11 protein-coding genes are annotated in these 13,439 nt (G+C 59.6%); 9 read left to right on the top strand and 2 right to left on the bottom strand.

Going from position 1 to position 13,439, the window contains the following annotated elements:
- Positions 1-136 precede the first annotated feature (136 nt).
- Positions 137-265 carry a hypothetical protein gene (locus AGR2A_RS30065; protein ID WP_257784223.1) on the bottom strand — a complete coding sequence of 43 codons (129 nt, stop codon included), beginning with the start codon at positions 263-265 and terminating at the stop codon, positions 137-139.
- 237 nt (positions 266-502) lie between these two features.
- Here AGR2A_RS30065 and AGR2A_RS12655 point away from each other — a divergent pair, with 237 nt between their 5' ends.
- From AGR2A_RS12655 to AGR2A_RS12615, 9 genes are all read left to right on the top strand, one after another.
- Positions 503-1,429, top strand: coding sequence for a D-alanine--D-alanine ligase (locus AGR2A_RS12655; protein ID WP_004442785.1), 927 nt, complete (start codon positions 503-505; stop codon positions 1,427-1,429).
- Positions 1,417-2,349: a cell division protein FtsQ/DivIB gene (locus tag AGR2A_RS12650; protein ID WP_022556596.1), complete on the top strand. Its 933-nt coding sequence runs from the start codon at positions 1,417-1,419 to the stop codon at positions 2,347-2,349. The genes AGR2A_RS12655 and AGR2A_RS12650 overlap by 13 nt, the downstream gene beginning before the upstream one ends.
- Complete coding sequence (gene ftsA / locus AGR2A_RS12645; protein ID WP_004442783.1) at positions 2,346-3,677, top strand: cell division protein FtsA; 1,332 nt, start codon at positions 2,346-2,348, stop codon at positions 3,675-3,677. The genes AGR2A_RS12650 and ftsA overlap by 4 nt, the downstream gene beginning before the upstream one ends.
- A 91-nt stretch (positions 3,678-3,768) precedes the next feature.
- Positions 3,769-5,523, top strand: a complete 1,755-nt coding sequence (gene ftsZ, locus AGR2A_RS12640) for a cell division protein FtsZ (protein WP_004442782.1) — start codon at positions 3,769-3,771, stop codon at positions 5,521-5,523.
- A gap of 271 nt (positions 5,524-5,794) precedes the next feature.
- Positions 5,795-6,754, top strand: a complete 960-nt coding sequence (gene lpxC / locus AGR2A_RS12635; RefSeq protein WP_004442781.1) for a UDP-3-O-acyl-N-acetylglucosamine deacetylase — start codon at positions 5,795-5,797, stop codon at positions 6,752-6,754.
- A gap of 233 nt (positions 6,755-6,987) precedes the next feature.
- Positions 6,988-7,851 (top strand): outer membrane protein assembly factor BamD, encoded by an 864-nt coding sequence (locus tag AGR2A_RS12630; RefSeq protein ID WP_072494636.1) that lies wholly within the window; start codon positions 6,988-6,990, stop codon positions 7,849-7,851.
- A 15-nt stretch (positions 7,852-7,866) separates the two neighbouring features.
- Positions 7,867-9,540 carry a DNA repair protein RecN gene (gene recN, locus AGR2A_RS12625; RefSeq protein ID WP_004442779.1) on the top strand — a complete coding sequence of 558 codons (1,674 nt, stop codon included), beginning with the start codon at positions 7,867-7,869 and terminating at the stop codon, positions 9,538-9,540.
- A gap of 116 nt (positions 9,541-9,656) precedes the next feature.
- On the top strand, positions 9,657-11,831 hold the full coding sequence (gene ligA / locus AGR2A_RS12620) for an NAD-dependent DNA ligase LigA (RefSeq protein WP_072494635.1): 2,175 nt from the start codon (positions 9,657-9,659) through the stop codon (positions 11,829-11,831).
- Between the two features lie 64 nt (positions 11,832-11,895).
- Positions 11,896-12,789: an aminoglycoside phosphotransferase family protein gene (locus AGR2A_RS12615; RefSeq protein WP_072494634.1), complete on the top strand. Its 894-nt coding sequence runs from the start codon at positions 11,896-11,898 to the stop codon at positions 12,787-12,789.
- Between the two features lie 4 nt (positions 12,790-12,793).
- Here AGR2A_RS12615 and AGR2A_RS12610 read toward each other — a convergent pair whose 3' ends face one another.
- A complete protein-coding gene (locus AGR2A_RS12610) occupies positions 12,794-13,327 on the bottom strand; it encodes a GNAT family N-acetyltransferase (protein ID WP_035209694.1) in 534 nt (177 codons plus the stop codon).
- Positions 13,328-13,439: the final 112 nt, after the last annotated feature.

Here is a 13,439-nt window from a genome sequence, read left to right as displayed (position 1 = left end):
TGGGAGGCGACATCTGCGTTAACGCAATTTTTGTTCTTATGGAATGCTAAAAAAGAAATAATGCAGATAATGTGATCCATCAGGGCGACACGTGTGGTCACGGCCTCGGAAAACGTTCGTCGATTGAGAGACTGATTCAGGCTGCGGTTTTAAAACCCTGAAACGGCAGATAATTTGCCTGGGGAATAATCCTGTCTGTTAACGTTTCGGCCTTGCCTTTGTCGCGCGGCAGCAGACGCGCCGGCGTCGTTTTATTTCCGATCATTGAAAACCTGCATGTTGCATTCCGCGCAACTCTCTGATTCCAAGGAGGGAATTCGGATCAATGCTGATTCTTTAACAAACTCGGCATGTTGGGCGCGGCGGTTAACGAAAGTAAACGATTCATTAACCTTAATGGCGTTTAACTGGTCTCAAGGGTCATGTGCCAGAATCACCGGTTTGTGAAATCCGGTCGGTTCGGAGCGTGGTCCGTAACGGAGAGTTGGTGTCAGAGGTATCGATGAGCGGCAAGCACGTAGCTGTTCTTATGGGTGGATTTTCGTCGGAGCGGCCGGTCAGCCTGTCGTCGGGCAACGCTTGCGCGCAGGCTCTGGAAGACGAGGGCTACAAGGTCACCCGTGTCGATGTCGGTCGCGATGTCGCCGCCGTGCTTGATGCGCTGCGCCCGGACGTCGCTTTCAACGCGCTGCATGGGCCCTTCGGCGAAGACGGCACCATTCAGGGCATCCTCGAATATCTCGCCATTCCCTATACCCATTCCGGCGTGCTCGCCTCGGCGCTTGCGATGGACAAGGCGCAGGCCAAGAAGGTTGCTGCTGCTGCCGGCATTCCTGTCGCCGCCGAGCGAGTCATGAACCGCTTCGATTTCACCAGCGAACATCCGCTGGCGCCGCCTTATGTGGTGAAGCCGGTGCGCGAAGGCTCGAGCTTCGGCGTCGTTATCGTCAAGGAAGACCAGTCGCACCCGCCGCAGATACTCACGTCCTCTGAATGGAAATACGGCGACCATGTCATGGTCGAGCGTTATATCCATGGCCGCGAACTGACCTGCGGGGTGCTCGACGGCGAGGCGCTGGGCGTCACCGAAGTGGTGCCGCTCGGTCACAATTTCTATGATTACGATGCGAAATACGCTGCTGGTGGCTCGAAACATGTCATTCCCGCAGAAATTTCACCGAAAATTTACCAAAAAATTCAAACACTGGCGGTTATGGCGCATCGGGCGATCGGGTGCCGTGGCGTAAGCCGTTCAGACTTTCGTTACGACGACCGTTTCTCAGAAGATGGCGAAGTTATCTGGCTTGAAGTGAATACGCAGCCGGGCATGACGCCGACCTCCCTGGTGCCTGAAATGGCGGCCCATGCTGGCCGCTCCTTTGGTAACCTTGTCAGCTGGATGGTGGAGGACGCTTCGTGTTTGCGGTGATCGGCAAAAAGTCGACGGCAAAAAAGCGCGAGCAATTCGCGGCGGCGGCCAGTGCCGACGATCGCATGGTGTTGCCGCGTCCGCTGCGTCGCGTCGTGCGTTTCGGCGTCAGCCTTGCGACCGGACGTATCCACATTCCCGCCCATACCGGTACGATTGCGGCCGTCGCCTTTTATGCGGCGACCGGGCTTTATGGCATGTCACTCGGCGGCCATACGAATATCGTCACGCAGGCAACGACCTCCGCGGCCGGTTTCGCCGTTGAGGACGTGAAGGTCTCCGGCAACCTGCAGACCTCCGAAATCGATGTCTTCCAGCTTCTCGGTCTCGATGGCAGCACGTCCCTGATCGCGCTCGACATCGACGCCGCGCGCCGCAAGCTGGTGCAGCTTCCCTGGGTTGAGGATGTCGATATCCGCAAGATCTATCCGAAGACGGTCGAGGTTCGTCTGAAGGAGCGTGAGGCTTTTGGCATCTGGCAGCACGGCTCGGAGCTGTCGCTGATCGAAAAGAGCGGCAGTGTCATTGCGCCGCTGCGTGACAACAAGTTTGCCTCGCTGCCGCTTTTCGTGGGCCGCGATGCGGAAACCGGTGCTGCCGGTTTCGTCGAGCAGCTGGCTGACTGGCCGGAAATCCGCAGCCGCGTCCGAGCCTACGTGCGTATCGCCGGCCGCCGCTGGGACCTGCATCTCGACAACGGCATCGTCGTCAAGCTGCCAGAAGAAAACCTGCCGCAGGCGCTGCAGTTGCTCGCGCGGCTCGATCTGGAAGAGAAAGTTCTGTCGCGCGATGTCGCTGCCGTGGACCTGCGCTTGTCCGACCGTACGACGATCCAGCTGACCGAAGGTGCCGCCGAGCGCCGCCAGGCTGCCGTCGATGCACGCACCAAGGCTCTCAAGAAAGCGGAGAAGAACACATGAGCTTTTTCGGTTCTTCCCATTTTGGTCTGCCTCGTCTGAAGCCGCTTTCTTCCAAGCGCAGCCACATCGTTTCGGTGCTCGACATCGGCTCGACCAAGGTCGTGTGCATGATCGGCCGGCTGACGCCCCGTCAGGAAAGCGAAATCCTGCCTGGCCGCACCCACAAGGTCGAAATCATCGGCATCGGCCACCAGCGTTCGCGCGGCGTGAAGTCAGGCGTGATTGCCGACCTCGACGCGTTGGAAGGCGTCATCCGTCTTTCAGTCGATGCGGCTGAGCGCATGGCGGGCCTGACCGTCGACAGCCTGATCGTCAATGTTTCCGCCGGCCGCCTGGCGAGCGATATCTACACCGCGAGCATCGATCTCGGCGGCCAGGAAGTGGAAGCAAGCGATCTGCGCAAGGTTCTGGTGGCGGCAAGTCAGCAGTCCATGCGTCAGGACCGGGCGATCCTGCATTCGCTGCCAACGGGCTATTCGCTGGATGGCGAGCGCGGCATTCGCGATCCGCTGTCGATGTACGGCGATCTTCTCGGCGTTGACATGCATGTGGTGACTGTCGAACGCACGGCGCTGAAGAACCTCGAACTTTGCGTCAACCGCGCGCATCTTTCCGTCGAGGGCATGGTGGCGACGCCCTATGCCAGCGGTCTTGCCGCACTGGTGGACGATGAAGTCGAACTCGGCTGCGCCGCCATCGACATGGGCGGCGGCACGACGACGATCTCGGTTTTTGCCGAGGGCCGGCTCATCCATACGGACGCGATCGGCCTTGGCGGCCATCACGTCACGACAGATCTTGCACGAGGCCTCTCGACACGAATCGAAGATGCGGAGAGACTGAAGGTGGTGCATGGTTCGGCTTTGCTGAATGGCGCGGATGAGCGCGACATGATTTCGATCCCGCCGATTGGCGAAGATGATCGCGATCAACCATCGCAAGTTTCAAGAGCATTGGTTACCCGCATCGTGCGGGCACGTATCGAAGAGACGCTGGAATTGATCCGTGATCGTATCCAGAAGTCCGGCTTCAGCCCCATCGTCGGCAAGCGCGTCGTCCTGACCGGCGGCGCGAGCCAGCTGACGGGGCTGCCGGAAACGGCGCGGCGCATTCTTGCCCGCAACGTTCGCATCGGCCGCCCCATGGGCGTGGCTGGTCTTCCGGTCGCGGCAAAGGGCCCAGCGTTTTCAACCGCCTGCGGACTGATGATCTATCCGCAGGTGGCGGATATCGAAATTCATGCGGCGCAAGGCGGAATGTTCTCGCCGTTTGGTAACGGTAGCGGCCGGATAGCCCGGGTGGGGCAATGGCTGAAAGAGAGTTTTTGAGTAGCCTCGGGGCGCAAGCCGGAGGTTTCAGAGTTGAGTTTCAAGAATCGGCCAGCGGGGCGATGCGGCCAGAGAAAGAAGGAATGTTAAAATGACGATACAGCTGCAGAAGCCTGATATCACAGAGCTGAAGCCACGCATCACCGTCTTCGGTGTCGGTGGCGGTGGTGGTAACGCTGTCAACAACATGATCACGGCTGGCCTCCAGGGCGTCGACTTCGTTGTCGCCAACACGGATGCCCAGGCGCTGACCATGACGAAGGCAGATCGGGTCATTCAGCTCGGCGTCAACGTCACTGAAGGTCTCGGCGCCGGTTCCCAGCCGGAAGTCGGGCGCGCTGCCGCTGAAGAATGCATCGACGAGATCATCGATCACCTTAACGGCACGCATATGTGCTTCGTCACCGCCGGCATGGGCGGCGGCACCGGCACCGGTGCTGCTCCTGTTGTCGCGCAGGCTGCGCGCAACAAGGGCATCCTGACGGTTGGCGTCGTCACCAAGCCTTTCCACTTCGAAGGCGGCCGCCGCATGCGTCTTGCCGAACAGGGCATCGAGGAACTGCAGAAGTCCGTCGATACGCTGATCGTCATTCCGAACCAGAACCTCTTCCGTATTGCCAATGACAAGACGACCTTTGCGGACGCCTTCGCCATGGCCGACCAGGTTCTCTATTCCGGCGTTGCCTGCATTACCGACCTGATGGTGAAGGAAGGTCTCATCAACCTCGACTTCGCCGACGTCCGTTCGGTCATGCGCGAAATGGGCCGCGCGATGATGGGCACCGGCGAGGCTTCCGGTCCGGGCCGCGCAATGCAGGCTGCGGAAGCGGCGATCGCCAACCCGCTGCTCGACGAAACCTCGATGAAGGGTGCGCAGGGCCTCTTGATCTCCATCACCGGCGGTCGCGACCTCACCCTCTTCGAAGTCGACGAAGCTGCGACCCGTATTCGCGAAGAAGTTGATCCGGATGCGAACATCATCCTCGGCGCAACCTTCGATGAAGCGCTTGAAGGCCTCATCCGCGTCTCCGTCGTTGCAACCGGCATTGACCGCGTTGCAGGCGTCGGCGAACAGAACGTTGCCGAAATGCGCGCCGCAGCCGCCGCTGCAAAGCCGCTTATCCGTCCTTCCGCGGCCGTTGCTCCCGCTCCGGCCGCAGTACAGCCTGCCGCAGTTTCGCAGGCACCGAAGGCCGTAGACCCGATCGCCCAGACCATCCGTTCGGCTGAGGCCGAAATGGAACGTGAACTCGGTTTTGCCGCACATCAGCAGCCGGCCCAGGACTTCCGTCCGCAGAGCAAGCTGTTCGCATCCTCTCCGGCTGAAGCACCGGCGGCACTTCGTCCGGCCCAGCCGGTTCAGCAGGCCGCTCCGGCTCCGGTTGCTCCGGCACCGGTCTATCACGCTCCGGAACAGCATGCTGCTCCGGCACCGCGCATGCAGCAGCCGCAGGCTCCCGTCTATCAGGAACCTGCACCGGTTGCCCGCCAGCCTGAGCCGGTTCGCATGCCGAAGGTCGAAGACTTCCCGCCGGTCGTGAAGGCCGAGCTGGACCACCGTACCCATGCCGCTCCTGCTGCCCAGGAAGAGCGTGGCCCGATGGGTCTTCTGAAGCGCATCACCAACTCGCTTGGTCGCCGCGAAGAAGAAGAAGTTCCTTCCGACATGATGGATGCGCCGAGCATGGCGCCGCAGCGCCGCGCACCGCTTTCGCCGGAAGCAAGCCTCTACGCACCGCGTCGCGGCCAGCTCGACGATCACGGCCGTGCAACGCCTGCATCGTCCAGCCACCACGATGATGACCAGCTGGAAATCCCGGCCTTCCTGCGCCGCCAGTCCAACTGAGGGCGATTCCATTAGCCTCTCGAAACGCCCGGATCCGACGATCCGGGCGTTTTGTTTATTTTACGTTATTAACACTAAATTAATTAGCGTTATCAGCTGCTTACGCATGTAACAATCCGAAACGAACAGTGATTTGTCGTGGCACGTACATGTGCGTATGTATGAGGCTGGGTAAAGGAACAGACTGACTTCGCCGGTCGTTAAAACCCGGCTTGAAAACTTGAACGGCGCTGGCCCCAAGCGGCGCGGTTTGCAAAAAAGGCATACACTAATGACTATCGGACTGCTCGGATTTCAGACAACTATCGCACATGCCGTTCAGCTTAAAGGCATTGGCGTGCATTCCGGCAATCCGGTCTCGATGACGTTCCAGCCCGCAGAAGCTGGAACGGGCATCGTCTTTCATCGCCTCCATGACAATGGCAGCGTCACCGAGCTGAAGGCAGTGTCTGCCAATGTCGGGAATACCGATCTGTGCACCGTGCTTGGCCGTTCGCTTTCCCAGTCAGTAGCGACGATCGAGCATGTCATGGCCGCCATCTACGCCATGGGCCTCGACAACCTTGTCGTCGAGGTAGACGGTCCGGAAGCGCCGATCATGGATGGCAGCTCTGCTCCCTTCATTGAAGCGATCGAATCGGTCGGCATCAAGAATCTTGGCGTGAAGCGCCGCTATATCAGGGTCACCAAGCCGGTGCGTATCGATTCGGGTGCGTCCTGGGCGGAGTTCCGTCCCTATGATGGTACGCGCTTCGAGGTCGACATCGATTTCGACACGCCGCTGATCGGCAAGCAGTCCTGGAAGGGTGACCTGACGGCAGAGACGTTCAAGAACGAACTGTCGCGTGCCCGTACTTTCGGCTTCATGCGTGATGTCGAGCGCCTTTGGGCCGCCGGTTATGCACTGGGCTCCTCACTTGAGAATTCGGTTGTCATTTCCGACGACAACAGCGTCATCAACATGGAAGGCCTGCGTTACGCCAAGGACGAGTTCGTCCGCCACAAGACGCTTGACGCGGTGGGCGACCTGGCACTTGCGGGCGCTCAGTTCATCGGTTGCTACCGTTCTTATCGCGGTGGTCACAAGGTCAATGCCAATGCGCTAAAGGCCCTGCTGAGCGACCGTACGGCTTACGAGATCGTAGAGGCTCCGGCCGCACGCAACCAGATGGTGCGCGCCCGCGAATTTGTGGCCGTCAATATGCCCGAATTCGCGCCCTGGTCCGCGTAAGGTCTTTTGAAGGCTATCAATTGACAGAAAAAGCCGCTCCTTCGGGGCGGCTTTTTCGTGAGACGGAGCAGGAAGTTGCAAATTATCGCCGGATAATCGTGCGATTGCATGGGGTGATGCCATAAAAATGCGTTAATGCGTCATCATTGCGTTGCCCTGCGGATGCTTTTATGGCTAGAACGCCAATACAAAGCCGATGCTTATGTATTTGCGCGGGAAGTGGGAACTGTCGAATGAAGCATGTAGGGTCTGGTGCAATGAAGGGTACGATGCGGGGGATCGCCGTTTCGTTGATGTTGGTCGGCGCGAGCGTCGTCACTGCCTGCCAGTCCGATCCCGATATCGACATCACCAAGCTTGGCGTGGAGACCGATCCGCCTGACGTTCTGTACAAGCAAGCGCTGGCGAACATGAACAAAGGCAATATGACGGAAGCCTCACGCAAGTTCGAGGCGATCGACAAGCAGTACCCCTTCACCGAATGGGGCCAGAAGGCGCTTGTCATGCAGACCTTCATTGCCACGCGCACCAACAAGAACGATGTGGCAATCACCACCGGTAGCCGTTTCCTGCGGCAATATCCGCGTTCCAAGGACGCCGCTTACGTTCAGTACATGATCGGTCTTGCCTATTCGAAGCAGATTTCCGACGTCACGCAGGACCAGCGCGCCGCGCAGCGCACAGTTGAGGCGATGAACAAGGTCGTCAACGACTATCCCGATTCGGAATATGTCGCGGATGCGCAGGCCAAGATTCGTTTCGCCCGCGATCAGCTTGCCGGCCGCGAAATGCAGGTCGGTCGTTATTACCTTGAGCGCAAGGAATATCTCGCCGCCGTTTCGCGTTTCCGCATCGTCGTCGAGCAGTACCAGAACACCAACCAGATCGAGGAAGCGCTGGCGCGTCTGACGGAAGCCTATTACGCGATGGGCCTGGTGGACGAAGCGCAGACTGCGGCTGCCGTTCTCGGCAACAACTATCCCGACAGCCAATGGTATGCGGATTCCTACAAGCTGCTGAAGGGCCAGGGCCTGGAGCCGCGTGAGAATAAGGGGTCCTGGATTTCGCGCGCCGGCAAGAAGCTCATCGGCGCCTGAGACGGGGCATAGGCCATGCTGGTCCAGCTCTCAATTCGCGATATCGTTCTCATCGAAAGGCTCGACCTCGGTTTCGAGGCGGGCCTTTCCGTGTTGACGGGCGAGACGGGTGCGGGCAAATCCATTCTTCTCGATAGTCTCTCGCTGGCGCTTGGCGGCCGCGGCGATGGCGGCCTTGTGCGCCACGGGGAGGAAAAGGGGCAGGTCACCGCGACTTTCGAGGTGCCGAACAATCATCCGACACGGCTTCTCCTGCGCGAAAACGGTCTCGATGACGATGGCGACCTGATTTTCCGCCGCGTGCAATCTTCCGACGGGCGCACCAAGGCCTATATCAACGATCAGGCCATCAGCGTGCAGATGATGCGCCAGCTTGGTCAAATGCTGGTCGAGATTCACGGCCAGCATGATGATCGTGCGCTTGTCGATACGGATGCGCACCGCACGCTGCTGGATGCCTTTGCCGGGCTGAGCGAAGAGGCTCGCGCTGTTCAGGCATTCTATCGCACCTGGAAAGATGCTGACCGGGCCTTAAAGACGCATCGCGCAAAAGTCGAGGCTGCGGCGCGAGAGGCGGATTACCTGCGCTCTTCCGTCGAGGAATTGGAAACGCTTTCGCCGCGCGATGGCGAGGAGGATGAACTGGCCGAACGCCGGGCGGTGATGCAAAAATCCGAACGCATCGCTGGCGATATTGCTGAAGCCAGCGAGTTCCTGAACGGCAATGCTTCGCCCGTGCCTGTCATAGCATCCATGATGCGGCGTCTGGAGCGCAAGAGCCACGAGGCTCCCGGCCTGCTGGAAGACACCGTGCAATTGCTGGATGCCGCGTTGGACAATCTTTCCAATGCGCAGATGGAAGTGGAAGCGGCGCTGCGCCGCACAGAATTCGATCCGCGCGAGCTGGAGCGGGTGGAGGAGCGGCTGTTCGCGTTGCGCGCCGCCGGACGCAAATATAATGTCGCCGTGCCAGACCTCCCCGCTCTCGCCGAAAAAATGGTGGCCGATCTCGCCGATCTCGACGCCGGCGAAGAAAAGCTTGGCAAGCTCGAGGCCAATCTCGGCGTCGTGAAGGCTGATTTTGACCGTGCCGCGCAGTCGCTTTCCGACAAACGCCGTAATGCAGCGGAAGCGCTTTCCAACGCTGTCATGGCCGAGCTTCCGGCGTTGAAGCTGGAGCGGGCGCGGTTTACCGTCGAGGTCACCTCCGATCCCGAGCAGGCGACGGCCGACGGCATCGATACGGTGGAATTCCACGTGCAGACCAACCCGGGCACGCGCCCAGGGCCGATCATGAAGGTCGCATCAGGCGGCGAATTGTCCCGCTTCCTGCTGGCGCTGAAAGTGGCGCTGGCGGATCGCGGTTCGGCACCGACCCTGGTGTTCGACGAAATCGACACGGGTGTCGGTGGCGCGGTGGCGGATGCCATCGGCCAGCGGCTGCGCCGCCTGTCCAAAACCGTGCAGGTCCTTTCCGTCACCCATGCGCCGCAGGTGGCGGCACGGGCGGCGACCCATCTTCTCATTTCAAAGGGTCCGTCCGGCGATGGAAGCGAGCGTATCGCCACGCGCGTCGCCACGATGGAGCCGCAGCACCGCACCGAAGAGATCGCCCGTATGCTTGCTGGCGCGTCCGTGACGGACGAGGCAAGGGCTGCTGCCGCTCGTCTTCTAGCAGCCAAGGACTGACCCTTCGCGGCAATGCCAGTGCAGTGCCTTTCGGCATTGTGAGTCCAGCGGCAAAACTGTTTTTAATGTTTGTTATTTCGGCTAAAAGCGTTCGGTAATTCCGAAAAGAGGCCGTCATGTCGAAAGACCAGAAACCCGTTGAAAACCTCACCGAGCTTGAAGCCTCTTCGGAGCTTGCATTTCTGGCGGCCGAGCTTGCCCGCCATGACGCGCTTTACCATGGCAAGGATGCGCCGGAGATTTCCGATGCGGAGTATGACGCGCTGAAGCGGCGCAACGACGCCATCGAAGCGAATTTCCCGGCGCTGGTGCGGGCCGACAGCCCATCGAAAAAAGTAGGCTTCGCGCCGCTTCCGACCTTTGCGCCCATCGTGCATGCGCGACCGATGCTGTCGCTCGACAATACGTTCTCGGAAGAAGATCTGCGCGACTTCGTCAGTTCGGTTTATCGTTTCCTCGGGCATCTGCCTGATGACTCCATTGCTTTCACTGCGGAACCGAAGATCGACGGGCTTTCCATGTCCATCCGCTACGAAAACCGCAGACTGAAGACAGCGGCGACGCGCGGTGACGGCACGACCGGCGAAAATGTCACTCCCAATATCAGGACCATCAAGGAAATTCCGAACGAGCTGCCCGCCGATGCGCCCGATGTGGTGGAAGTGCGCGGCGAGGTCTATATGGCCAAAAGCGACTTTCTGGCGCTGAACGCCCAGATGGAAGCGGAAGGCAAGCAGACCTACGTGAACCCACGCAATACTGCCTCCGGCTCCCTGCGTCAGCTTGACGCCAATGTGACAGCGAAACGCAAGCTGCGGTTTTTCGCCTACGCCCTCGGCGAGGTTTCGAATGGCGGTCAGCCGACGCGGATTGCTGATACCCAATATGGCATCGTCGAGAAGTTCAGGGAATGGGGTTTCCCGGTTAATCCGCTGATGAAGCGATTCACGTCCGCCCAGCAATTGCTTGAGCATTATAATGAAATAGGGGTTGCGCGGCCCGATCTCGATTACGATATCGACGGTGTGGTCTACAAGGTCGACCGGCTTGATCTGCAGGAACGGCTGGGCTTCCGCTCGCGCAGCCCGCGTTGGGCGACCGCACATAAATTTCCAGCAGAGCAAGCCTTTACGACGGTTGAAAATATCGAAATTCAGGTTGGCCGCACCGGCGCGCTGACACCTGTCGCGCGTCTTACCCCCATCACTGTCGGCGGTGTCGTCGTTACCAATGCCACGCTGCATAATGCCGATTATATCGAGGGCATCGGGAATAGCGGTGAGCGCATCCGCCCGGAAGATCACGATATCCGCATCGGCGACACTGTTATCGTGCAGCGGGCCGGCGATGTCATTCCGCAGGTGCTGGACGTGCTTCTGGAAAAGCGACCGGCCGGGGCGGCAAAATATGCCTTCCCGGAAAAATGTCCGGTCTGCGGCAGCCATGCGGTGCGGGAGCGTAATGAGAAGACCGGCAAGCTCGATTCGGTCACGCGCTGCACCGGCGGTTTCGTCTGCCGGGCCCAGGCGGTGGAGCATCTGAAACATTTCGTCTCGCGTAATGCCTTCGATATCGAAGGGCTGGGCACCAAGCAGATCGATTTCTTCTTCGAAAGTGACGATCCTGCGCTCTCGATCAAGACCGCACCCGACATCTTCACGCTGAAGGCGCGGCAGGATGCTTCTCATCTGACCAAGCTCGAAAATATCGACGGTTTCGGCAAGGTCAGCGTCAGGAAGCTGTTCGACGCCATCGATGCCCGCCGCGAGATAGATCTGCACAGGCTCATCTTCGCGCTGGGCATCCGCCATGTGGGTGAGACTACGGCGAAGCTTCTGGCGCGATCCTATGGCACTTACGACCATTTCGAAGAAAGCATGAAGGCGGCGGCGGATCCCGCAAGCGAGGCGTGGGCCGAGCTTAATGCCATCGACGGCATCGGCGAGGTGGTGGCCCGCGCCATTGTCGAGTTCTACAAGGAGCCACGCAATCTCGACGTCATTGATCGGCTGATAAGGGAACTTCGTCCGAAAGACGCGGAAAAGCCTTCAACGGAAGGCAGCCCGGTGGCAGGCAAGACGGTGGTGTTTACCGGCTCGCTGGAGAAGTTTACCCGCGACGAGGCGAAGGCCCGGGCGGAAAGTCTGGGCGCCAAGGTTGCCGGTTCCGTTTCGAAAAAGACCGATATTCTGGTGGCGGGGCCGGGAGCGGGCTCCAAGCTTGCCAAGGCGGCGGAACTGGGCGTGCAGACCATGGATGAGGACGAGTGGCTGGCCCTGATCGGCGGCTAAGGGGCCGTCATGGAAATATTGTCCTCTGCCGCTAGAGCTTTGTGCCTGAGACGGAGGATAAGGCATGGATGACCGCATCGTCGTCAGCGCAGAGCAGGTCCGGGCGCTGGTTGTCAGCCAGTTTCCTCAATGGGCGGCGTTAGATGTTCGGCCGGTGGAACTGAGCGGCTGGGACAATCGCAGTTTTCGCCTTGGCGATGAAATGCTCATCCGCATGCCGAGCGCCACCCGTTACGTGGCGCAGGTCGAGAAGGAGCATCGATGGCTGCCAACGCTTGCGCCTTTCCTGTCTTTTCCGATCCCTGCTCCAGTAGCGCTCGGGCAGCCGGGGCAGGGTTATCCGTTTCGTTGGTCGGTCTATCGCTGGCTCGAAGGGGAACCGCTTGCTCAGCATCTGGAGAAGGTCGATCTGTCGGTCATTGCCATTGATGTCGCCACGTTCTTGAGATCATTACATGAGGCGGATGCTGTGGATGGCCCGGTCGCAGGGGCGCATAACTTTCACCGCGGGGGCTCGCTTGCAGTCTATGACGGGGAAGCGAAGGCCTCGGCGGCGCGGCTTGCCGGTGAGGTGGATCAGGCGCTGGCTATCGAGATATGGCAGCTTGCGCTTTCGAGCTATTGGCAAAAGCAGCGGGTGTGGGTGCATGGCGACATTGCCGAGGGCAATCTGCTGGTGAAGGATGGCAGGCTTTCGGCCGTCATCGACTTCGGCAGTTCCGGCGTAGGCGATCCGTCTTCTGATCTCATTCTCGCGTGGAATGTGCTTGATGCTGAAAGCCGGGCTGTTTTTCGCAGAGCGCTCGATCTGGATGAAGCCACATGGCAGCGCGGGCGCGGGTGGGCCTTATGGAAGGCGCTGATCGTTCTGGATGCCGAGCGCGGCCGTAACGAAAAAATGGCCGAATGGTCGCGCCGGACCATTCGGGAAGTGTTTGCCGACCACTTGCGCAGCTAACCGACTATCGAAGTCGTGCCATCACGTGGGCATCAACGTATTTGCCATCTCGATAGGCGTCGTTGCGCAGGGTGCCTTCAAGTTCAAAACCGAATTTCTCGTAAAGCCGGATCGCGGGGAGATTGTCGGTGAAGACGTTGAGTTCGATGCGGCGGATATCGTGCCAATTATCGGCGGTGTCGATCAAAGCCGCCAGAATATATGTTCCGACACCTCTGCCGGCAAAATCGTCGTGGACACTGATTACCAGATCGGCAATGTGGGACTGTCTTCCTGCCCTGCGGAACAGTCCTGCATTGGCAACGATCTTTCCCCGCCATTCGCCAACGATGGCGATATCGTTGGGGCCGCGGTTCTCCATCGATTTTCGTGTTTTTTCAACCGACTGAAATGGTTGTCGAAGCGTGCCGTGACGGACGCCGGGCAGGTTGAACATTTCTGTCAGGGCTTCAGCGTCGTCCAGACGCGCGGCGCGCAGGACGACTTCATTCAAGCTGAATTGCGAATCTTCATTATCGGCAAATTTCACAGTCTGCATGCCTGTCTCCTCGGGCGTATGGGAGCAGGAGTGCGAACCCTGCTCGACTGGCAGGGTGGAAATGGATCGCTTAACGCGACGACATACCTTCCCCTGCCGGGTGGCCGGTGAT

Source organism: Agrobacterium genomosp. 2 str. CFBP 5494, from assembly GCF_900013495.1.
GTDB classification, from domain to species: Bacteria; Pseudomonadota; Alphaproteobacteria; order Rhizobiales; family Rhizobiaceae; genus Agrobacterium; species Agrobacterium pusense.
Note: the sequence above shows the minus strand (reverse complement) of the source record. Positions and strands in the feature narration are given on the sequence as shown.